Origin of the sequence: Streptomyces sp. NBC_01707 (genome assembly GCF_041438805.1) — a bacterium.
In the GTDB taxonomy this organism is placed as follows: Bacteria; Actinomycetota; Actinomycetes; order Streptomycetales; family Streptomycetaceae; genus Streptomyces.
Genome location: NZ_CP109190.1, coordinates 700,673 through 723,614 on the forward strand (window position 1 = coordinate 700,673; position 22,942 = coordinate 723,614).

Consider the following 22,942-nt stretch of genomic DNA (forward strand, 5'->3'; position numbering starts at 1 on the left):
GAATCCGATGACCGCTGCGAGTGGCCCGGCAGACGGCCGGTCCCGATACTGATCACCATCACCCCGGCCTCGCGGACCGGCCGCCGGCAGGGAGCACCACGCACACCCCGCCGCGCCCGTTCGACCGGGCGCGGCGGGGTGTGCGTGGTGCGGTGGAGAAGAAGAAGGGTCAGAAGGTGAGGCTCCAACTGTCCAGGTAGCCGGGGTCGACGGTGAAGATGCCGGGGGTGTTGTCCTGGACCCGGAGCTTCCAGGTGCCGTTCGCGGGGACCGCCGACGCGTCGACGGTGTAGGTGGTGTGCAGCTCGCCCTCGCCGGTGTCCCAGTACCAGTTCTTGACCGGGATCTCCGTGCCGTTCTCGCTGACCAGGGTGACCACCTGACCGCCGATCCACGGGTGGTACAGGTCGACCGTGACCTTGAGGTCACCGGAGGCGTTGCCCTTGCGGCCGCTGACGATGAGCGGGGATTCGATGGTCTTCCAGTTGGGGATGTCGAACCGGGCCGGGTTGACGAAGAAGTCACCGCCGGAGGCCAGGACGGTCCACACGAAGCGCACTGTGCGCTTGACCTTCGGGGAGTTCTTGATGGTGATGGCGGCCTTGAAGTCGCCTGCCTTCTTCGGAGTGCCGCTGATCAGCCCCGTTTGCGCGTTGATGGACAGGCCCTTGGGCAGTCCGTGGGCGGAATACGACAGGGGGCCGGGCCGGGAACTCGTCGCCTCGATCTGCCGGCTGGTCGGCTGGCCGACTGCCGACTTCCGCGTGGAGGGGGCGATCACGGCGATGTGGTTCACATAGCGGGCGCCGACGTTGACGGCCGCCCAGGCGTTGCCGACGGCCTCGTAGGCGTCGCTGGTCGGACCGAACAGGTCGGCCGCGGCCCGGAGAGTGGCGGCGCGGGCGCCCGCGTAGTCGGTGCTGGTGGTCATGTAGACGGTCAGCGCCCGGTACCAGACGGCGGTCGCGTCACCCCGGCCGAGACCGACGACCGGGAGGCCGTCGTACGTGGGGCTGTCGTAGGCGACGCCGTTGATGGTCTTCTTCCCGCTGCCTTCGGAGAGCAGGTAGAAGAAGTGGTTGGCCACGCCCGAGCTGAAATGCGGGTCGAGCTTCCTGGTCTCGGAGGTCCAGTAGTCCTGAGAGGTGCCCTTGGCGGACGCGTCCTTGGAGGGCTGGTCCATGTAGCGCAGCGGCTTGCCGGTGCCGCGGACGTCGGCGAGCTCGCCCATCATGTAGTCGGGGACATCCGCGGGGTTGTTCGCGGAGAACTCCACGGACGTGCCCATGATGTCGCTGGTGGCCTCGTTCAGGCCGCCGGACTCACCGGTGTAGGTCAGGTTCGCGGTGGCGTAGGTGACGCCGTGGGTCATCTCGTGTGCGGCGATGTCGAGTTCGGTGAGTGGCCTGGCGTTGTTCAGGCCGTCGCCGTAGGTCATGCAGAAGCAGCCGTTGTCCCAGAAGGCGTTGGCATATCCGTCCCCGTAGTGGACCCGGGAGTAGGCGCCGACGCCGTCGTCGGCGATGCCGTTGCGGCCGAACCGATCGTGATAGAAGTCCCATGTCTGCCGCTGGCCGTAGGCGGCGTCCACCGCCGCGGTCTGGCGGTCGGCCGCCGTTCCGTCGCCCCAGACGTCGTCGTCGTCGGTGACCAGGACGCCGTTGCCGCCGACGCCGGTCAGATCGTACGTCTTGTGGCCGCCACGCTCGGGGTCGGTGAGCTCGTAGAGGCTGCCGTTACGCATGGTGCCGATCGGCACCTGACCGCTGTACTGGCTGTGGCCGGTGCCCGAGTGGACCTGTTCGACGCTCTGAAGCTGCTTGCCGGTCGTCGCGTCGGTCACCACGCTCAGGCTGCTCGGGGTTCCGTCCTCCTGCACACCGCTGACGACGGTCTGCCAGGCGAGCGTGGGCTTCCCGCCTCCGAGCCAGACGACGAGCTTCGGCGATCCGTCCGTGGCCGCGTCGTCGGTCTTCTCGGTCTTCGCGGCGGCCAGGGCGGACTTCTTCGCCGTCGCCGCCGTGACCGCGGCCTTGGTGGTCGGCAGCGACACCTTGGCGTCCGAGGCCTTGGTGACGGTACGGGACGCGCCCTGCTCGTGGACCACCAGGTCACCGCCGATGACGGGCAGGCCGGCGTAGGTGCGCTCGTAGCGGGTGTGCACGGTGCCGTCTGCGTCCTTGACGACATCCTTGGGTATCAGCTTTTCCTGATCGCTCAACTTCAGCGAACGGGCGGTGGTGGCGCGTGTTTCGGTCGCGGCCTCGAGCAGCTCCTTGCGCTGCCCGGTGGAGAGCGCGACGGCCCTGGCACCGGGTCTGGGTTCCGCCACCATCTGCTGTGGTGCTTGATCTGTGCCGGCAGAGACAGTGCCCGAGGCAGGGAGGACCGAGACGAAGAGCGAGGCCATGGCGACGGCGGCAATTGCCGCGACGCGCCCGTAACCGGAGATGCCGCGATCGGATCGATGGGATCTGTGAGGCGAAGTGGGCTTGTTGCTATGGATGTTGTTCGGCACTGCTGTAACTCCTTCTGTCCGGAAGTACGGTGACGACCGGTGGGTGGGGAACCGGAGGCTGGGTGTGCCCCCGGCGAGAAGGGGTGCGATGCGGCGCGAGTCGTGGGTTGACGTGGTCGCGCCTGCGGTGGTGCGGGACGGACGCTTCTCACCGCCCTCGGCGAGGGCCACCGGAGGCAGAGCCGCGCCGGCTGTCGGTTGAAGCGGCTCGGACTTCCCCAGGACATCGCCGACGCTGTCGGCCTTCCGGCCTTCTTGCTGTCAGTACGAGGCCGTGTGCGATCGCTCGGCGATGCGGCGGAAGACATGGACTCCTGTGGCGCCGTGGCACCGACCCGCTTGTTCCGACGGTGAGCCGTCTCCACGGTCCGTACGGACGGCGCACTGTCACCCGACCGTTGCGACGACCCCGGACGTCCGTCTCCAGCGCAGCGGTGCGGGGTTGAGCAGTGGCATGAATGTCTCCAACGTGCCGACGTGTCTCGGCTGGATCCTGAGTGACCGAACGGGCTTCGACGCCTTTGCGTCGGCGGCTCGTGATCACCCTGTCCGGGGCGCGATCCGCCGGGCAAGGAGGACCGGAGTGCGGGTCCGCGCAACTGCGCAGATGTGAACAGGAACAGAAAGGAACGGAACGGGTCCGCCTCGGCCGTACGGGGATGTAACGAGCACGTGATCGCTCCGATCGACTCCACCGCGTACGATCGGCCTCGCCAGCGCGCCGAAAGGGGGACAGTTGTGGCGGTGCCGTCGGATTTGCCGTGGGCCGGGACCGGGCTGGGCCCCTTGGTCGGCCGGGTACTCGAATGCCTGGTCACACAGCCTGAGCTGAGCAGCGAGGCGGTCGCCGAAGCACTCGGGGTCACCTCGGCAGCCGCCGAACGCGCCCTACAGGCCCTGGAGAACGAACGCCTGGTCGTCCGCGTAGGTGACCGGCCCACGCGCTGGAGCGCGGGCCCGCCCCGTTCCACACTCGGTTCCCTGCTGGCCCAGAGGCGGCAGGAACTGGCGCGGGCGGAGCTGTACATGGAGCAGTTGCACGAGGCGTACCGCTCGGCTTCGCACCGTCGGGTCACCTCCGACCTGTTCGAGGTGGTGGAGAGCGCCGAGCAGGTCGGGGTGCGTTACGCGCAACTGCTCGCGTCCAGTCGGCACGAGGTGCTCCACCTCGCCAAACCTCCGTACGTCACCCGGTCCACGCGGCTCGAGAGCACCTCGGTGCCGACTGACTCCGCAGCCGTTGCGGACGCACCGGATCCGGAGGTGCCCGTACCTGACGGAGTGCGGCTCCGGTCGGTGTACGACACGGACGGGTTGACCGACACCGTTTCGCTGCGCACCGCCCTGAGCGGCACGGCCCGGGGCGGGGAGCTGCGGCTGTTGGCCGGGCTCCCGATGAAACTGGTGGTGTTCGATGCGACGGCCGGCATCATGCCGCTACGACAGGAGGACCCGTCCGCGGGTTCGCTCATCGTGCACTCGACCACACTTCTCGGAGTGCTCACCGCGCTCTTCGAAAGCGTCTGGGAACGCGCGACCCCGGTGTCACTGGACAGCGGCCGCGGCCGACCGCCGATCACCGCCGCGGAACCCGACGGCCGGCCTCCGGGGCGGATGCGCGACATCCTCACTCTGTTGCGCGCGGGTCTGACGGACGACGCGATCGCCCGGGTCCTGGGGCTGAGCCGACGGACGATCCAGAAACACATCAGCGAGACCGCGGAACTCCTCGGCGCGCGGACCCGCTTCCAGATCGCCCTGATGGCGCGCGATCGAGGCTGGCTCGAGGACGCCCCGGGCGTGGTGGCGGCTCCCGCCGAACGAACGGCCGGGTGACCGATCCGCAAGCTCGGTCTGCCATTCGGCCATCCCGGTTCGTCCGCGTGGACACGCTCGCGTCGTCGACCTCGGACAGGTGCGCGGAGATGTCGCCGTGTGTCAGTCCCTGGTCGAACGGGAAAGGCGCCGTCGACGCCGCGGTCGGCGCTGTCACTCCTTGATGTCTGCGGCTCAAGGCCGTCCTGTGGTCCCACGGCACCGCGCCCGGTGCGAGGAGATGTCGCAGCAGCAGCTTCGCGCGACTCCCGAAGAGTGGATTAGGAGGCTGTGCCTTCCAGCAGGTAGTAAGCCGATCCTGGCTTCGGTACGGATCGCGGGCGCATCATGAGCACACGGAGGTCCGACGCCGGGGCTCCGACCTTCCGGGGCGTACGCGCCGACCAGTGCCTCGAGGGTCGGTTGCAGCCCATGGGCCAGGATCCTGGGGCACGCGGCACCGATCAGGACACTCGGTGCCGCGTTCCGCAGGGCGCGTTCGACGGTGCATGCCGACGGGGTCAAGCACTTCGGCGCTCGGGCCGTTCGTTCACCACGGTCCTGCGGCGAAGTGGCGGCGGCATGATGTCGCCGGCATTCCATCGATTTGGTGTCCACACCCTGCACGGCCCGGAGGTATCCGATGATGAGCAAGCACCCTGGAACGGGTTCGCACACTGTGACAGTGTTCGTGTTTCCGGGGGTGCGGCTGCTCGATGTCACCGGTCCCATCGAGGTGTTCACGACGGCGAACGAGTTCGGCGGGCGCTATCGGGTACAGATTGCGTCCCAGGACGGCAGGGAGGTGATCACCTCCGCCGGGACCCGACTCGGCGCTGACGTCTCCGTCGACGAGGTGCAGGAGCCGTGCGACGTTCTGGTGATCCCGGGCGGCCCGGAATGGGAAACGCTGATCAAGGACGACGCGCTCCTGGATGTCGTCCGGCAACTGGACGAGAACAGCCGCTGCACCGCATCAGTGTGCACGGGCGCGTTTCTGCTGGCCGCGGCCGGACTTCTGAATGGTCGTCGCGCCACGACGCACTGGCGGCATGCACAGGAACTGGCCTCTCGTTTCCCGTCCGTGCGGGTCGCACCGGACGCCATCTTCGTGCAGGACGGGCAGATGATGACGTCGGCGGGTGTCAGTGCCGGTATCGACCTGTCCTTGGCGCTGGTCGAAGATCACTACGGTGCGGAGGTCGCTCGATCGGTCGCCAAGGACATGGTCGTCTTCATGCAGCGACCGGGTGGCCAGTCCCAGTTCAGCGTCCGTTCCCGGGCGCCGCACACCCACCAGCAGATGCTCCGCCGGGTCCTGGATTCCGTCGCCGAGAACCCCGGGGCCAACCACACGCTGACGGCCATGGCCCGCAGGGCAGGCATCAGCGTCCGTCACGTGACCCGGCTCTTCTACGACGAGGTGGGAACCACGCCGGCCCGGTATGTCGAGCAGGTCAGGCTGGAAGCCGCCCAGGGGCTGCTGGAGACGGGTGATGACCCCATGCCGGTCGTAGCGCGGCGCACGGGGTTCGGCTCACCCGAGTCGCTGCGCAGAGCGTTCGTGCGACACCTGGGTGTGACACCTGGTGCATTCAGAGCCACTTTCCGGACGGCCGGGCGTGGACGCGAAGGATCTGGTGTTCGCGGCGGTGCCGTCGTCGTCGAGGCACGGGTCGATGACGAGGAGCTGTCCGCTGCCTGAGGCTCGCTGAGCGGCGAGGTCCGGTACACGGAATTCAGACACCGCTGTATCCGCGCGCTCTGTCCTCGGCGCCATCCCGTGTCTCTACCCCCGACCGGACCGGAACCCCGCAGACAGGCCGCGACCGCCCTGAGGTGTGGTCCAAGCACGGCGGAGATGGGGCGGGTGGCACTCCCGGCGAACGTCTCGTGGACCGGTTCGTGGCCCCGGATCAGGTGCAGCCGGACAGATTCCATGTCCTGCCGGATCGCGCGGATCACATCGCTCACCACTGAACCGGGGTGTTCCTCGGCCGTCCAGCGTAATTGGCAGGCTTCGCGAGCCTGCGGTCATGTCCGACGGCCCCAATCATTGAGCCTCCCGCAACGGAAGCGCGCTGCACAGGTTCTGCCACGTCCTCATGCGCAGTCGATTCCCGCAGGGAGGGACATCGAGGCGCCGGATCGCATGGTGTGGCCCTCCTCTTGGGCGCTGGGCCCAGGTGCGCTGCAGGGGGCTTGCGAGTACCTGACTGCGAGCCGTCCTCGGACGAGGCCACCGTCGGAGGGCTGAATCTGCGCCTTTGCTGTCCATAGTTGCGGCCATGCCTGGGCGGCCCGTGCGGGTTGAACGGGTCAGGAATGTCCGACGACCGGGCGCCGACCTGAGCCCTCGCCTCGTACCCAGGTGTTCGACGCGAACGGTGGCGGCCCCACCGAACAGAAGGCGATCAGCAATGGCTTCGATCGGTTCCACTCTCGAACCCGATCCGCGCAGGTGGCGCGCGCTCGGCATCATCTGCCTGGTGCAGGTGATGCTGCTGCTCGACGTGACCGTGGTCAATGTCGCGCTTCCCCCCATCCAAAAGGATCTCGGTTTCACGAGCACCGGCCTGGCGTGGGTCGTCAACGGTTACACCGTCACCTACGGCGGGTTGCTGATGCTTGGTGGGCGCCTGGGCGATCTGGTGGGCCGCAGACGCCTGTTCCTGATCGGTCTGGCGATCTTCGCGCTTTCGTCGGCGAGCGCCGGAATGGCCCAACAGGCCGGTGTGCTCGTCGCCAGTCGCTTCGTGCAGGGCATCGGCGCGGCACTCGTCAGCCCCGCGGCGCTGTCCCTGGTGACGCTGCTGTTCACCCGGCCGCAGGAAAGGGCGCGGGCGATGGCCATCTGGAGCGGCCTGGCCGGAGTCGGCGTGGCCCTGGGTGTCGTGCTCTCAGGCATCCTCACCGACCTCGCCACCTGGCGCTGGATATTCTTCATCAACCTGCCTGTCGCCGCCTTCGCGTTTCTCGCCACCCCACGACTGGTCTCCGAGAGCCGGGCCGTCAAGCGCGGCCGGCCCGACGTCCTCGGAGCCGTCCTGGTCACCCTCGGTCTGCTGCTGGTCGTATTCGGACTGCTGGAGAAGAGCGATCGCGCGTGGCTCTCGTTCCCCGTCCTCGGCTGCGTGGGGATCGGTGTTCTCCTCCTGATCGGCTTCGTACTGGTAGAGGCCCGGGTGGCACAACCCTTGATGCCCCTCGCGTTCCTGCGTTCGCGCAACCGGAGCATCGCCAACCTGGTCCGCGTCTGCTACTACGTCGGATTCGCCACCTTCTTCTTCTCACTGAGCCTGTATGTGCAGCACACACTGCATTTCTCCGCGCTGGCGACCGGATTCGCCTTCGTACCTTTCGGGTTGGTCATTCTGTTCAGCGCCACGGTGATAGCGCCGCGGCTCCTCCCCCGGTTCGGGCTGCGGACACTGAACGGAGGAGGACTTGCGATCACCACGGTCGGCCACGTTCTCCTTGCCGGACTGAGCGCACACGGCACGTACCTGGCCGATGTACTGCCCGGGCTGATCCTCGTGCCGTTGGGAGGCGGCCTGGTCCTCGTCGGATCCACCGTTGCCGGAGTGGACGGCGCCACGGGTGAGGACGCGGGCATCGCCAGCAGCATGAACAATGCGTCCATGCAGATCGGCAGCGCCATCGGGCTGGCCGCCCTGGTCTCCCTGGGCACCAGCCACGCCACCGTCCTGCAGCACGCAAACGTCGACCCGGCGACCGCGACCGCGCGCGGCTACGCCTTCAGTTTCGCCATCGCCGCTGGTGTGACGGCCTTCGGCGCGTTGGTCGGCTTCCTCGGGATGCACCGTAAGGCAGCCGAGGTCCGGGAAGTACGGGAGAACACCGCGCAGCGCGCGGCCTGACCCGCCGCCACCGGCGAAAGCCTGAACCTGCGGCCGGCGCATGTCGAGGATCGGCGGGGGCCCGTCCGGCCTGTCCCTCCTCAGCGGCGGCCCACCGCGGCGTCTCCCGCCGCTGCCCCTCCGTCCGAAACTGCCAGGTCAGGCACGTGAGCTGCTCCTGCAGCGGGGCGGCGGCTACAGGACGTACCCGCCGACCTGCCGGTAGGGCCCGATGAACTCGCACTCACATCCGCCAGTTGCATTCGCGTCACACACGACGACTCACCGGATCGGAGCCTGCCACGAGGGCCCTTCCGCACATTGCTCAATAAGCGCCCGGCGTCGACCGTGCAGACCCCCTCGGATGTGATACCCGACCGGCATGTCGACCGACTCGACATGCCGAGTCAGTCGACATGGTGTCGTCGCTGCGACCGAACCGAACGAAGCGGCACGCATCGCCGCCCTGTCCGAGCTCATCGCCTGGGCCGAGCGCCGGGAACGGCTCAGCGAGGACCGCGCCGACGCCGTGGCCGACGCTTGGCGCACCGGCACCCGCAACGTTGCCGAGCTCGCCCGTCTCGCACGTGTCTCCCGTGTCTCCCGTGTCTCCCGTGTCTCCCGCGACACCGTCTACGCCGATCTGGCCGCCCGAGCCATTGACCTCAGCTCTCGCGAGCAAGACATCCAAGGCCCCCAAAAGGTCGGCGGCGTGCCCCTGCGAGGCGACTCGGTGCGCATCGTCGCCAGGATCGCCGACTCTGTCGCCCGGCCCGCCTTCGCCCATGACCCCGGCGATCCGCTTGTGCGTGCGACACTCGCCGCGTCACAGGCCCTGAGGACCATGGCCGACATGCTGGAACCACCCTCGGACCAGGGGCCGGGCTGGACCCCCCCGAGAGACGCTGCCCAGCCTGGCGGGCGGCGGGGAAGAGTTGGCGTACCACAGCCGTCAGGCCTTGGCCGCCCTCGCCGAACCAGCCGAACTCGCGGCACACTCCGACAGCCGCCGACAAGCCCTCCTCCACACCGGCCGGCACGCGGTGGCCGACGGAGCGAGCTTCACTCTTGCTCTGCCGACGGGCGGCACCATCACCCTCCAGGTGGGACGCGACGAGACCGGCTGGACCAGCCTGACGAGCGACAGCCCCTTGATCGTCGGGGACGCCGACAGCCTCGACCATCGGGAGGCGCAAGCGGCCCTGGAGGCATTGGCCCGCATCGCCACCCGCCACCTCACGGAGGCGGCCCTTGCTGAGCAGCGCAGGAAGCGCCGCCCGGAAGCCGCCCGCCGCGTACCCGCTACATCCCGAGCAACGAGAGCTGACACCACCCGATTCATCTCGCGGAGGTCGCGCTCGACGGGAGTGTCCAGCCTCGATCTTGCGTGACGGCCCGCCGGTTCTTTCGGCGGGCCGTCATGGTGGCCGCAGTGGGATGTCCAGGCGGCCGTCGGATGCCGGAGGGCTGTGCCGGCACGGCGTTGACGTACTGGCCCGATTCAGCCGGACACCCCTCGGATCCGGTCCGAGGGGTGTCGGGAACATATGGGCCGCGGGCTGTGCGTGGGCTCCGTCTTCGGCGACGCTGTACGCGTCAGCGTCAGCGTCAGCGGAAGGCTGACATCACGAGGTCCTTCTGTTCTCCGGCATGCCGCCGGGCAGACCCCACGGCGGGGGCCGGCGCCTGCGGTCGGCTGATGCATTCGACGGGACGACTCACCAGCCGGTGCACATAGGGCCCCACGAAGGACCATGCCCCTTGGTTCTCCGGCTCCTCCTGCACCCATCGCACCTCGGCCTCGGCGGGGAAACGGGCGAGTTCCGCGCCGAGCTCCTCCTCCGGGAACGGGTAGAGACGCTCCAGGCGGACGATCGCCGTGTCCGACAGATCAGCGTTTCGCCGATAGGCGTCCAGGTCGTAGAAGACCTTGCCCGAGCACACCAGCACTCGCCTGATCCGAGCGGTGTCCACCGTCTCGTCCGGTATGACCGGACGGAACGCGCCCGTGGTGAGCTCCGTCAGCTTGGAGGTGGCTGCCTTCGACCGCAGCATCGACTTCGGAGTGAAGACGACCAGTGGCCTTCTCTGCTCGCCGAGCGCTTGCTGCCTGAGCAGATGGAAGTAGTTGCCCGGCAGGGACGGCATGGCGACGGTCATGTTCCCTTGCGCGCAGAGTTGGAGGAATCGCTCGATCCGTGCGGAGGAGTGGTCGGGCCCCTGCCCTTCCAAGCCGTGCGGCAGCAGCAACGTCACACCGGAGCGCTGACCCCATTTCTGTTCGGACGACGAGATGTACTCGTCGATGACTGTCTGGGCCCCGTTGACGAAGTCGCCGAACTGGGCCTCCCACAGCACCAGAGCCTCGGGCCGCGCCAGTGAGTAGCCGTACTCGAAGGCCAGCGCTCCCAGTTCGGACAACATCGAGTCGTAGGGTGCGAAGCTCGCGGCCTGCGAGCCGAGGGAGCTCAGCGGCGTGTGCTCCACACCGGTGCGCCGGTCGATGAGCACAGCGTGCCGTTGGCCGAACGTACCTCGGCGGGAATCCTGCCCGGCCAGCCGCACCGGAACTCCGTCCAGGAGCAGGGACCCGATGGACAGTGCTTCTGCGGTGGCCCAGTCGATCGTTCCCGCATCCAGCATCGTGGTACGCCTCTGGAGCTGCGGAAGGACGCGCGCGTGCACGGTGAACCCCTCCGGCATACCGGTCTGGGAAGCAATGACGTGCCGGGCGGTCGCCTCCGTGATCGCGGTCGCCACCTGGAGGGCGGCTGCATTCCGAGCGTCCAGGGCGTTCACCGGCTTCGGGGAGTGGGGCACCGACAGCGCCCGGGTCTCGACGAAGGCGCGCTCAAGGTGTCCCTGATAGTCCCGCAATGCGCCTTCCACCTGGCGCTCACCGATGTCCCCTCGGCGGACCAGCGTCTCGGCGTAGAGCTTGCGGACCGAGGCCCTGACGTCGATGCGGTCGTACATCGCCGGCTGAGTGATGGATGGATCATCGACCTCGCTGTGCCCGCGGCGCCGGTAGCAGATCAGATCGATGACGACGTCCTTATGGAACGTCTGGCGATAGTCGAAGGCCAGGCGTGCGACCCGGACAACGGCCTCGGGGTCGTCTCCGTTGACGTGGAAGATCGGGGCCTCGACCGACCTTGCCACGTCGGTGGCGTATGTGCTCGAACGGCCGCTGGCGGGTGAAGTCGTAAAGCCGACCTGGTTGTTGATGACGATGTGGACCGTCCCGCCGGTGCGGTAGCCGGGCAGCTGTGACATGTTCAGCGTCTCTGAGACCACGCCCTGACCGGCGAATGCGGCATCGCCATGGACGACGATCGGCAGTACGGGGAAGGCTTCGCCACCGTCTGCGGCCGACTCCTGCTTGGCGCGCACCACCCCCTGGGCCACCGGCCCTACGACCTCCAGATGCGAGGGGTTCGCCACGACGGAGACGGCGATGGTGCCGCCGTCCAGGGCACGGTAGGTCCCTTCCGCGCCGAGGTGGTACTTCACGTCGCCGGATCCCTGGACCGACCGAATGTCTACTGCATCCTCGAACTCATGGAAGATCTCTGCGTAGGACTTGCCGATGGTGTTGGCCAGAACATTGAGCCGGCCTCGGTGAGCCATACCGATGACAGCTTCCTTCACCCCTTTCCTTATGGAACGGAGCAGCAGGGCGTCGAGCAGCACGATCGCCGACTCGCCACCTTCGAGCGAATAACGTTTGTGGCCCACATACTTGGTCTGCAGGAACGTCTCGAAGGCCTCCGCCGCGCCCAACCGGTAGAGAATCTGCAATTGTTCGGCGACGTCCGGCCGGGGCTGAGGCGACTCGATCCGCTGCTGGACCCAGCGACGTTCCTGGGAGCTTTGGATGTGCATGTACTCGGTGCCGACGCTACGACAGTAGAATTCCTGCAGGGAATGCAGCACGTCGCGAAGTGTCATGGTGGCCTGCCCGGCAAATCCGTCGACGACGAACTCCCTTTGCAGGTCATCGTCTCGGAGCCCGAATGCCGTGATGTCGAGCTCCGGGTGTGCGACCACCTGCCCACTCGTGAGCGGGTCGGTATCGGCCACCAAGTGGCCGCGGACTCGATATGCCTCGATGAGCGCGGCCACGCGGACCGCCTTGACCGCCGACTCGTCCGTACTGTCGTGCACGGTCGTCGAGCCGTTGCGCGCCTGTCGACCGATCACGGGGACCGAGGAAGCGAAGAACTCCCTCCATGTCGGGTCGACCGAACCGGGGTCGTTCAGGTATCGCTCGTACTGTTCGTCCACGAGCCATTCGTTGATGCCGAAGCGTGATTGCGACGCCACTGTGTGGATCGCCTTCTTTCCTATTCAGACTACCGATGGTGGACACGCCCGGACTTCCCGGTCATCACTCATCGTGCCCGCGGACTTCACTTCCACCGATAATCCGTCGTGGAGGCGAAGCCATCCGACCCTGTCGGACCATCGACGCTATGGCATCACGGGAGCCGAGAGAGAGGCTCAGGAATGCCATAACGGCGTCACATCAGGACATTGCTGCAGCAAGGTGGCCCCCGCGTGGAATGCTGCCACCGCTGGGCCAAGGGCTGATTACCGAATGCGGCGCGTCCTGATCGGAGGGCTTGTAGTCCACACGACCCGACATCGCTGCGGTCCAGAGCCCGGTTGTAAATCAGCAGTCGCCATCTCACGGCACGCCGGGTCGCCCCCGGTCCGATATCGCCGGTCCCCCGGCCGGTGAACCGGCGACGCCCGGCCCGGGATGAGACTCGTACCAGGTGAGTACAGCGCCAGTACCGCTCACGTCACACGCGAACAGGCAGGACGGCAGGCATGACAGCGAACGACCATCTCGACTGCTTCGAACCAGAACTCGTCGTCATCCCGTGCGGTAGCCGCAAAATGGGCCGGCGCGCACGAGCGGCAGACATGTATGTCGGCTCCTATCACCGTGCGTGCCGTAGGGCGGCTGACGCACTGCGGCCGGACCGGCTGCTCATCCTCTCCGCACGCTACGGCCTGCTCGACCTCGACGACGTCATCGATCCGTACGACACACCCCATGGCGCTGCCGGCGCCATAACGGACCAAGACCTGCTGGAGCAGGCGGCTCTGCGCCACATCGTGCGCCTCGACCCCGTTGTTGCTCTCGGTGGCGCACGACATGTCAGCCTCGTCCGCACCGTCTGGCCGCACGCCCGCACACCGCTGGCCGGGACACGCGGCATGGGTGAGCAGATGGCCCGGCTCGCAATGTTGCGCAAGGGGCGCGATCAGCAGCCGATGTGACGCCACATACGGCTGCCGGCACATGACTCGACCACCACGCGGTGGCTGAGTGGTCACATGAGCGCGTCCATAGCGGAGTATTGCTGGTTGCGGAACCTCGCGTCGGCGAACAGGCCGCGGCGCGCTCGACAGGGCGACGACCTCGTCGCCGAACATCGCCCGCCCTGTCCCGAACGGCAGATGCCGGGTCGGATGACCTCAGTGCTGTCCCGTAATCCCTGACGGGCGCACGACGACAGGCGGCCCACCTCGCCGCGTTGCCGGAACGCCCGAATACGGCCGGTACGATCACGGCCCTCCGCCCTGCGATGCACCGCATCCGACTCCACGCGCTGATCCACCAGCGATTTCAGGGGACAGCCCTCGGCCGGAGCCACTGCACAGGTGATCACACGAATGCCACGACGGGGCCCGCTCCCGACGCGTGGACCAGGCCCCATCAGTGACAGGAGTTCTTCATCCCTCGCCGTGTGCCAGGGCCAGATCGAAGGCGCCCCGGTCGGTGACATCGAGAGTGAGGAGGGTCGCTCGAGCCGGGTACCCCGCAGCTACGACGGTGTAGCGGTCGGCTTCGAGATCGGTGAAGGTGTAGGAACCGTCGTCGGCCGTGAGCGTGATGCCGACGACGTCGCCCTCCGGGTCGAGGAGGGTGACCTGGGCCTCGGGGATCGGTCGGCCGTCGGTGGCGGTGCGGACGGTGCCACTGAGCACGGGCGCCACGTCGAGCGGCAAGTCCGGCTCGACGGGCCGCCGCCGCGCGTGCCCGGCGACAGGCCGGCGGCGCACATGCTTGCCGGCATGCCGCAGGGAGTGGCCGGCCACCACCACCCAGGCAACGACGAGCAGCGCATAGAGCACGACGGCCGTCCAGACGAACGGCTCCGAGCCGGTCCGCGCAGCGAGGGTGCCGGTGGCAGTCACGCAGGCGCCGACCGGGAAGATGAAGGACCACCAAGTCGGCGCGAACGGCAGCCCGGCACGGATCGTCCGCGCAGTCAGCCCTACGGCGAGCGCCAGCCACAGCATGGCGAAGCCCCACACCACGATTCCGCCCAGCAGCGCGAAGACCGCCGTGCCCCGCGCGTAGGGCGCGGGCAGCGCACTCGGCGCCACCACGGCCAGCGCGCCGAGTGCCGTCACCGCCTGGCCCAACGCCCCCAGGCCGATCCACACCGTGGGCACCACCGTTCCGGTGGGTGCGTCGTGGTGCACCAGGCGGCTGTAGATCATGGCCAGCACCAGCAGCGCCGCGACGAGGCCGAGCCCGAGCATCGCGTAGCAACCCAGCAGCAGGGCGAGCCGCAACTGCCCGGCCGGCATGTAAGGGACGAGCAGCGCACCCGTCGCGGCGGAGACCATCGGCGGCACCACCGGCATCAGCCAGCCTCCGAACGCCGCGTCCGGCGCGAAGCGGTGGCGGGTGACCATCAGATAAGGCACTGTGCAGGCGGTGACAAGGCCGAGCACGGTACCGAGCGACCAGAGAACGCCGTCCACAGCCAGCGCCGCCTCGAGCCCGATCAGCCTGCGGCCGAGCAGCAGCGCCCCTGCGCCCACCGTGAGCAGCGCCATCGGCGGCGCACCGAAGAACTGGGCCACCGTCGGATCAGCCGCGTGCAACCGCAGTACCCGCTGCCTGAGATAACGAACCACCAGCAGGATCAGCAGGAGCACGGCACCCAGCCAGACCACCGTGGCCGCAGTCCGCAGTCCGTGGAAGCTCCGTGGCAGGGTGACCGCCGCGTTGGCGACGATCCCGGTGCCCATGACGGCCGCGAACCAACTGGGGCCGAGTACCGGACGCGTCGTTCTGTTTGCCGTAGGCGACGAAGGACCGGCGGACGTGGAGGAATTCATGACCCGAACCCTATGGGCGGGTTGAACCGGCATTATCGATCATGTCCAGATGTGAGGGACTCAGAGCACATATCGAGCGACCTTCATAATGTGGCAATTCAGGAGAACCGACCCAGTCGGCCGCGATCAGGCATCCGCTGGGGCGATGCTTTCCGATCACCGGATCGCCGGCCCGGTGTGCCGTTGACCGACGCGTAGCGGGTGCTGATGGAGCGGTTGTTGCCTGACGGGACGCCAAAGCGGGGCGGGGGATGGCGCGTTCACCGCCAAGTGATCGACGTTGCCGGCGAGGACGACCGCTTCCGGGTGCAGCGGGACCGCCCCTTCGGGAACGACGTGGCGGCGGCCGGCAGTCCTCGTGCGGTCGTGGGCGATCATCAACGGCACACCACCGAAAAGGGACAGTGCGGACTGCTTGGACCGTCCGGGAGCCACGCTCGAGCACCTTGATCTGCCGCGAGAGGGAAAATCCGGCAGTCGGCAGTCGCTCGGTGGCCGGGCCGAAATTCAGTCCCTCGGCAACCGCGAGATCTGCACAGCACCCCATTCGCTCGGCCATATCCGACGGGAGGCAGCGCCTACCAACAGAAAGGAAGCCGGTCGTAGCGTCGCCCCTGGTGGCAACGCACCCTCGAGTCATGGAAACGCGACAGGGCGCCGGAGCGAATGATCCCACCGGAACGCGCAACGGGGCCACGGTGCGCTCGCCCGCGGAGCGGTCGGCCCGTCGGGATCGGCGACCTGCCACTACTGACGGACGGTGCCGGCAACGTCCCCCTGTCCCGTCGTCGACGGCGCAGAACGGAGTCAGGTCGCCCCGATCACATCACGGACCAGGAGGAATGCCATGGCAACGCTCGACGAGAAGGTCGTGCTCATCACCGGGACCGGAGGAGGCCAGGGTCGCGTCGCATCGATGATCTTTGCGCGAGAAGGGGCAAAGATCATCGGGTGCGACATCCGGGCCGATGCCAACAACGAGACGGTCGAGCTCGTACGTGGCAGCGGCGGTGAGATGACGGGCATCGCGCCGATCGATCTCACCGACCCGGAACAGGCGCGACAACTCGTCGAGGATGCCGTGGCCGTCCACGGCGGGCTGGACGTGGTCTACAACAACGCGGCCATGCAACGCTTCGGCCCGATGCCCGACTTCTCTGTCGCGGACTGGCGGGCGACCATTGCCGGCGAACTCGACATACCCTTCTACGTGACGAAGTTCGCATGGCCGCACCTTGTCCGGCGCGGTGGCGGCGTCATCATCAACATCGCGTCCGAAGCCGGCATGATCGCCGGCGCGGTCCCCCCGATGGTCGCGCACACGGCAGCGAACGCCGGCGTCATCGGCATGACGCGACAACTCGCGATGGAAGGCGCGCCCCATGGAATCCGCGCAGTGGCGATCAGTCCCGGCCCCGTGCTGACCCCAGCCAGTGACCGCGACCTCGGCGACAACCAGGCGGCCCGGGACGCGATAGCGAGCAAGACGCTCCTCAAGCGCTTCGCTCGACCCGAGGAGATCGTCGAACTGGCGGCCTTCCTCGCCTCCGACCGGGCGGCATACATCACAGGCACCAACTACCCCGTCGACGGCGGATCGACCGCCTGGTAGCACTACCGAGAGCTCGAAGCGGTGAGCGCATCCGCTCAAGATCCTGGTTGCGTGCACCGATCCGGCGAACCATCGCGCATCGGACGCTCAGCGATCAGGTTCGGTGCGGTCCACCACGACGTCCCGCATCCTGAACCTGCTGAGTCCCAGCCCCTCGAGCGGCGTCCGCAGGCGGGTGCGGCCGGCGTTGCCGACTGACGGACCCGGGGCCCGTCCGATCGGGTCAGCTCGTCACGATGCCGTGCAGGAGCAGGTCGATGAGTCTGGTGGCCAGGTCACCCTGTTCCTCGTTCGAAGCCATGAGGCTGATCCCGCCGAGGGCCATGAGGACGTCCTGGGCGCTGACATCCGGTCGTGTCACTGACCGACCCTTCGCGGGGGCGAGCAGGAGGTCGATGGCGTCGGCCAGCAGGGCCCGGGTGTGCAGCTTCTCTCTGTCGTCGGTCAGTATCACGCGCAGCGCGTCAGCCATGCCGTGCTTGGCGGCCATGAAGTCGATGAAGCTCTCCATCCATGTCCGCAGTGCGTCCACCGGCGGCCGAGTGGACGCGAGGTGTGGCGCCACCTCGCACAGGCGCTGCACTTCGTGCCGGTAGGTCGCCTCGATCAGCAGTTCCTTGGAAGGGAAGCGGCGGTAGAGCGTGCCGACGCCGACGCCGGCCTCGCGGGCGATGTCCTTGACCGATGCGCCCGCACCTTCGCGGGCGAAGGCGGCTGCTGCTGCCTGCAGCAGCCGATCCTCGTTGCGTTGCGCGTCGGCGCGCAGGGGCCTGCGGTCCCGCGCCGCGTCCACCTCGTTGCCGGGCAATCCCGACTCCTTTCCTGCCATCGCTTGCAAGCGGAACCAGTTCCGCTTACTGTCGAAAGCGTGAACCGGAACCCGTTCCGGATATGAGAGTACGACGGCTCACGCCTCGGCGCCACCGACCGCGCCCGGCCGTCCATTCCACCGTCTCCATGGAGAGCGTCATGACCGACAACCTCATCACCACCCCCTTCGGAGCCCGGACGACCGCCGCCGAGGTGCTGGCCGACGTCGACCTCGACGGCCGGCATGCCATCGTCACCGGCGGAGCCTCCGGCATCGGACGCGAAACCGCCCGCGTGCTGGCCGCCGCCGGCGCCGACGTCACCATCGGCGTCCGTGACCTGACCGCGGGCGCAACGATTGCCGAGGAGATCACCCCGGCCGGCGGCCCGGGAACGGTGCGCGCCGCGATGCTCGACCTCGCCGACCAGGCCTCGGTGCGCGCCTTCGTAGAGGCCTGGCAGGGGCCGCTGCACATGCTGGTGCTCAACGCCGGCGTGATGGCTCCGCCGCTGCAGCGGACGAAGGAGGGCTGGGAGATGCAATTCGCCACCAACCACCTCGGCCACTTCGCCCTCGCCACCGGCCTGCACAGCAACCTGGCAGCGGCCCACGGTGCACGCGTGGTCGCCGTCAGCTCGGTCGGCCACGTCAACGGTGACGTGCTCTTCGACGACATCAACTTCGAGCAGCACGCCTACGACCCATGGGCGGCCTACAGCCAGTCCAAGACCGCCAATGTCCTGTTCGCCACCGAGGCGGGCCGCCGTTGGGCATCCGACCTGATCGTCGTCAACGCCCTCAACCCGGGCCGCATCACCAGCACCCGTCTCGGCCGCCATATCGGGGACATCACCAACAGCCCGACCTCGTTCGACGCCACCAGCACCGATGTGTCCTGGAAGAACATCGAGCAGGGTGCCGCGACCTCGGTGCTGCTCGCCGCCTCCCCACTGACCGAGGGCGCGACCGGCCGGTACTTCGAAGACTGCAATGAGGCCGGCCTTCACCGGGCCGGCGTACGCCGCGGGGTCGCCGCCCACGCCCTGGACCCGCAGCACGCCGCCCGCCTGTGGCAGATCTCCGTCGAGATGCTCGCGACCGCCGCAACGACCGCCTGACGGCGCCACACACACCTCCCCGAACCGCCCGGGACACCGCCGCCCCGAGCAAGGCGGCGCCAGCCGCGAAGGGCACGCAGGAATACGGAGCAGGATTTCAGCGGCACCACGCTCTTGATCACCGACGGCGGCCGCCCTGTTCCGGCGTCAGCACGGCGGGCTGCAGTCCGCTTCGACCGCCTCGCCGAACTTCTGCAACCACCCGCTCGACCGCCTGAGCCCATGAGGGTCCGGCCCGAAAGCCACGCCGAGGTCCAGTGGTCTCGGTATGGAGGACACCGGCTCCAGCGCAGCGCTGCCGCGGCAAAAAATTTCGTCACCCGTTTGACCGGTGACGCCCTCGCATGCAACAGTCAACGCGCAGCCAAATCAAGGCCATGACACATGGTTGATCGGCTCAGACATGCGACGCGCAGGTCGGCGCATCGAGACACACGGAGGATCGTCACGTGATCAACAGGCGCACTTTCAGCAAGGCTCTCGGGCTGAGCACGGGCGTGGCCGCCGCTTCGCTGGCCGGCCTGCAGGGTCTGCCGACCGCCTCTGCCACCACACAGAACGGAACCACGGCACCGACCGCGCTCACGGTCACCCCCGGCACGCACACCTCTTTCGCCGCGCTGAAGCAGATCAAAGCCGGTCTGCTGGACATCGGCTACGCCGAACTCGGCCCCGCCCATGGCCCTGTGGTCATCTGCCTGCACGGCTGGCCCTACGACATCCACAGCTTCGTCGACGTCGCTCCCCTGCTGGCGGCTGAGGGCTACCGGGTCATCGTCCCCTACCTCCGCGGCCACGGCACGACGCGCTTCCTTTCCTCCCGGACGTTCCGCAACGCCCAGCAGTCCGCGATCGCCCTCGACATCATCGCCTTGATGGACGTCCTCAAGATCGAGAAGGCCGTTCTCGCCGGCTTCGACTGGGGATCGCGCACCGCCGACATCATCGCCGCGCTCTGGCCCGAGCGGACAAAGGCTCTGGTGTCCGTCAGCGGATACCTCGTCACGAACCTCGAAGCCAACAAGCAACCCCTGCCGCCCAAGGCCGAATACGCCTGGTGGTACCAGTACTACTTCGCCACGGAGCGCGGCCGCCTCGCCATGGAGGACAAGACGAAGCGGCACGACCTGACGAGGCTTGTCTGGGACACCGTCTCCCCGACCTGGGGTTTCGATGACGCCACGTTCGAGCGCACGACTGCGGCCTTCGAGAACCCCGACTATGCCGACATCGTGATCCACAACTACCGCTGGCGGTTGAGCCTCGCTGACGGCGAGCGCCGCTACGACCGTCTCGAGAAGCAACTCGCCGCACGGCCGACCATCGCGGTGCCCGCCATAACCCTCGATGCCGAGCACGACCCCTTCACCGCACCGGGAGACGGCTCTTCGTACCGGGACAGGTTCACGGGCGAGTACGCCCATCGCACCCTGAAGGACATCGGCCACAACGTGCCGCAGGAGGCGCCCACAGCTTTCGCCCAGGCTGTCATCGACGTGGACCACTTCTGACGCAACGTCCGGTCCACCGGCTCGTCCGGCCCGGGCACGGGAATCGCTCGCCCCGGCCCTCCGGCCAGGGATGGGACAAGCCACTCGAGGCAGCCGGCCCTGTCACTGGGATGGGACTCGCGAGTTGGGACTCGCGAGTGGTGACGGTGAGCGTCATCCATGAGCGCGGCAGGGTGTCGAGCACCGCCTTCGCCGAACAACCGGCCGGTCGCACCGGCGCCCGCGCGGTACGCAGCTCCGACCGGCGCCGCCGAGAATGAAGCTCCGCTCACCGCACCGGACAGCGCGGTACGAGCTCAGCAAAGAGTGGCGGCTGCGGTACGGCGAAGGAAGTCCTCGGCCCGGTCCCACGACCAGCCGTTCTCCACCACCAGCGTGCGCCAGCCCGTCGGGCCGAACCAGAACCACAGGAGATCGGCCGTCTCCTCCACCGGGCAGGAGGGCGGCGGCGCCAGGGTGTGCAGATGACGGGCTGCGGTGCTGAGCGCGTCCCGGTAGGCCGCGGTGGCGCGCTCCCACAGCACCTCACCCTCCTCATGGACGGGCAGCGCCTTGCGGATCGCCTCGTGCACTGTGAACTGCCCCTCGTTGCCCAGCCGTGTCCCGCGCGCCAGCGCTTCCAGGACCGCCTCCGGTGTTCGCAGGGCGAGCACGTGTCGCATGGCCTGCTCATAACCGGACGCGGCCACTCCCTGACCGACGATCCGGTCCAGGATGTCGCCCTTGCTTCCGACACTCGCGAAGACGGTCTTCGACGCGACGCCGGCCGCCGCCGCGATGTCCGCAACGGTCACCCGGCCGTAGCCGCGGTCGGCGAACAGTTCGGCCGCCCGCCGGAGGATCAGTGCGCGGGTCTGCGCGGCGGCCTGCTCACGCAAGGGGGAGACGTAGACACGCTTGGACGACATGGCGCCATCGTAATCAACATGGTCACATGGCCGCACTATTCATTAGGTGTCTTGTAACCCTAATATGTGTCCCGACGGATCACACAGCGAGCGAAGGCGACGGACGTCATGGGAATGGACACCACGGAACTGGCCCACGGGCTCTTCCGAATACTCGAGACGGGGGACCCGGTTCTGGCCGCCGACGTGGTGGGCGAGGACTTCCACAACCGCGAAGCGGCCGTATCGCCCCCGGCCTGCGCGATCCCCGGCCCCGCAGGCGTTCTGGCCTCGGGCACGTGGATGCGGTCGGCCTTCAGCGACCTACGGTTTCCCATCCTCGGCGTCGCCCAGAGCAACCACCAGATCTGGGTGAGGCTGCGCATGCAAGGACGGCACACCGGCCCGTTCGTACGCTTCAAGGACGAAGCCCTCGACCAGGCCATCCCTCCCACCGGACGCACAATCGATTTCGAGCAGATACACGTGCTCGACCTCCGTGACGGCAAAGTGATCAAGCACGAAGCAGTACGCGACGACATCACCATGCTCGGCCAACTCGGCGTCTTTCCGCCGGCCCCGGCCACCGCCCTGCGCATGCTCGCGTGGCGGATGACCGGCCGAGCCGCTCGCGCCGCCGCCCAGGTCGCAACCCAGGCAGCCGACGCGGCAGCCCTGCTCCGCGACACGGCTCACCAGGGCCGCTGAAACCTCCAGGAGTCCCCTCAACGGCGACCGCTGTGCCCTGCCGGGCAGCAACAGCCACCACCTGACGGCGCACGCCACATCGCGGGCAGAACCCCTGCCGCACGAGGAATGCGGCGACGTCACTCAAAGGACCTTGAGCAGCCGTTCGGCCAGGACGGCTGCCGAGGCAGGGTTCTGCCCGGTGAACAGGTTGCGGTCAACCACCGTATAGGGCTTCCACATCTCGCCCTTGGTGAACTCGACTCCCAGGTCGACGAGCTCGTCCTCCAACAACCAGCGGGCCTTCGGGCCGAGCCCGACCGCGTTCTCCTCCTCGTTGGTGAACGCCGTGACCCGGTAGCCGGCGAACGGCGATACGCCCTGGATCCTGGTCGCCAGCATCGCGGCCGGGGCGTGGCAGACGATGGCGAGGGGCTTGCCGCCGGCGAGCGCCTCGGTCAGCAACCTTCCGGCGTCCGCGTCGACGCACAGGTCCTCCATGGGGCCGTGACCGCCCGGGAAGTAGACGGCGTCGTAGTCTTCCAGCCGGGCGTCAGCCAAGTGGATCGGCCGCCGCATCACCTCCGCAGAACGGATGATCGCCTCCAGATCGAGGGCGATCTGAGCGCTGCCGGCCATCTCGGGGCGCAGACTCATCATGTCCACGGTCGGGACCACCCCGTTGGGGGTGGCGACCACGACTTGGTGGCCGGCCTCGGTGAGCGCCTTGTACGGGGCCGCGAACTCTTCGGCCCAGTAACCCGTCGCGTGCCTGGTGCCATCCTTGAGCGTCCAGTACGCCGCGCCAGTCATCACGAACAGTAGCTTCGCCATCGGACGATCGACTCCTCATCCAGGTTTGATCTGATTCGCGGAGATTGAGTACAGACACACCTTATGGCGCAGAGTGATCCATGCCACATGTCGCGGCCGGTCCGACCGGAGTGCTCGAGCCGAAAGCGCCGTCCGGACAG

General features: G+C 68.0%; 15 protein-coding genes. 9 read left to right on the plus strand and 6 right to left on the minus strand.

The genetic code is table 11. From position 1 onward, the window contains the following. Nucleotides 1-169: 169 nt before the first annotated feature. On the minus strand, nt 170-2,410 hold the full coding sequence (locus OG963_RS03300; RefSeq protein ID WP_371800257.1) for a M4 family metallopeptidase: 2,241 nt from the start codon (nt 2,408-2,410) through the stop codon (nt 170-172). Between the two features lie 852 nt (nt 2,411-3,262). Here OG963_RS03300 and OG963_RS03305 point away from each other — a divergent pair. The 4 genes from OG963_RS03305 (at nt 3,263) to OG963_RS03320 (ending at nt 9,584) form a co-directional block, all read left to right on the plus strand. Further along, nucleotides 3,263-4,354, plus strand: coding sequence for a LuxR C-terminal-related transcriptional regulator (locus tag OG963_RS03305; RefSeq protein ID WP_371798328.1), 1,092 nt, complete (start codon nt 3,263-3,265; stop codon nt 4,352-4,354). 664 nt (nt 4,355-5,018) lie between these two features. Further along, nucleotides 5,019-6,038: a GlxA family transcriptional regulator gene (locus OG963_RS03310; RefSeq protein ID WP_371798329.1), complete on the plus strand. Its 1,020-nt coding sequence runs from the start codon at nt 5,019-5,021 to the stop codon at nt 6,036-6,038. Between the two features lie 715 nt (nt 6,039-6,753). Next, nucleotides 6,754-8,214, plus strand: coding sequence for an MFS transporter (locus OG963_RS03315; protein ID WP_371798330.1), 1,461 nt, complete (start codon nt 6,754-6,756; stop codon nt 8,212-8,214). 914 nt (nt 8,215-9,128) lie between these two features. Further along, nucleotides 9,129-9,584 (plus strand): hypothetical protein, encoded by a 456-nt coding sequence (locus tag OG963_RS03320; protein WP_371798331.1) that lies wholly within the window; start codon nt 9,129-9,131, stop codon nt 9,582-9,584. Between the two features lie 217 nt (nt 9,585-9,801). On the opposite strand, the gene OG963_RS03325 is transcribed toward OG963_RS03320, so the two are convergent. Next, complete coding sequence (locus OG963_RS03325) at nt 9,802-12,519, minus strand: multifunctional oxoglutarate decarboxylase/oxoglutarate dehydrogenase thiamine pyrophosphate-binding subunit/dihydrolipoyllysine-residue succinyltransferase subunit (protein WP_371798332.1); 2,718 nt, start codon at nt 12,517-12,519, stop codon at nt 9,802-9,804. A gap of 510 nt (nt 12,520-13,029) precedes the next feature. On the opposite strand from OG963_RS03325, the gene OG963_RS03330 reads away from it, so the two are divergent. Further along, on the plus strand, nt 13,030-13,485 hold the full coding sequence (locus OG963_RS03330; protein WP_093772213.1) for a DUF6884 domain-containing protein: 456 nt from the start codon (nt 13,030-13,032) through the stop codon (nt 13,483-13,485). Nucleotides 13,486-13,941: 456 nt separating this feature from the next. Here the strand turns inward: OG963_RS03330 and OG963_RS03335 are convergent, their stop codons facing one another. Continuing rightward, complete coding sequence (locus OG963_RS03335) at nt 13,942-15,342, minus strand: carboxypeptidase regulatory-like domain-containing protein (RefSeq protein ID WP_371798333.1); 1,401 nt, start codon at nt 15,340-15,342, stop codon at nt 13,942-13,944. A gap of 847 nt (nt 15,343-16,189) precedes the next feature. On the opposite strand from OG963_RS03335, the gene OG963_RS03340 reads away from it, so the two are divergent. Further along, entirely contained in the window at nt 16,190-16,954 is a 765-nt protein-coding gene (locus OG963_RS03340; RefSeq protein WP_371798334.1) for an SDR family NAD(P)-dependent oxidoreductase, read from the plus strand. A gap of 223 nt (nt 16,955-17,177) precedes the next feature. On the opposite strand, the gene OG963_RS03345 is transcribed toward OG963_RS03340, so the two are convergent. Beyond that, nucleotides 17,178-17,762: a TetR/AcrR family transcriptional regulator gene (locus tag OG963_RS03345; protein WP_256327986.1), complete on the minus strand. Its 585-nt coding sequence runs from the start codon at nt 17,760-17,762 to the stop codon at nt 17,178-17,180. 161 nt (nt 17,763-17,923) lie between these two features. On the opposite strand from OG963_RS03345, the gene OG963_RS03350 reads away from it, so the two are divergent. Both OG963_RS03350 and OG963_RS03355 read left to right on the plus strand, forming a co-directional pair. Continuing rightward, a complete protein-coding gene (locus OG963_RS03350; RefSeq protein ID WP_319739845.1) occupies nt 17,924-18,883 on the plus strand; it encodes an SDR family NAD(P)-dependent oxidoreductase in 960 nt (319 codons plus the stop codon). A 449-nt stretch (nt 18,884-19,332) separates the two neighbouring features. Beyond that, entirely contained in the window at nt 19,333-20,394 is a 1,062-nt protein-coding gene (locus tag OG963_RS03355) for an alpha/beta fold hydrolase (RefSeq protein ID WP_371798335.1), read from the plus strand. A 296-nt stretch (nt 20,395-20,690) separates the two neighbouring features. Here OG963_RS03355 and OG963_RS03360 read toward each other — a convergent pair whose 3' ends face one another. Continuing rightward, nucleotides 20,691-21,302 (minus strand): TetR/AcrR family transcriptional regulator, encoded by a 612-nt coding sequence (locus OG963_RS03360; RefSeq protein WP_371798336.1) that lies wholly within the window; start codon nt 21,300-21,302, stop codon nt 20,691-20,693. A 108-nt stretch (nt 21,303-21,410) separates the two neighbouring features. On the opposite strand from OG963_RS03360, the gene OG963_RS03365 reads away from it, so the two are divergent. Further along, nucleotides 21,411-21,989 (plus strand): ester cyclase, encoded by a 579-nt coding sequence (locus tag OG963_RS03365; protein ID WP_371798337.1) that lies wholly within the window; start codon nt 21,411-21,413, stop codon nt 21,987-21,989. A 123-nt stretch (nt 21,990-22,112) separates the two neighbouring features. On the opposite strand, the gene OG963_RS03370 is transcribed toward OG963_RS03365, so the two are convergent. Then, nucleotides 22,113-22,802, minus strand: a complete 690-nt coding sequence (locus tag OG963_RS03370) for a type 1 glutamine amidotransferase domain-containing protein (protein WP_093771126.1) — start codon at nt 22,800-22,802, stop codon at nt 22,113-22,115. Nucleotides 22,803-22,942 lie beyond the last annotated feature (140 nt).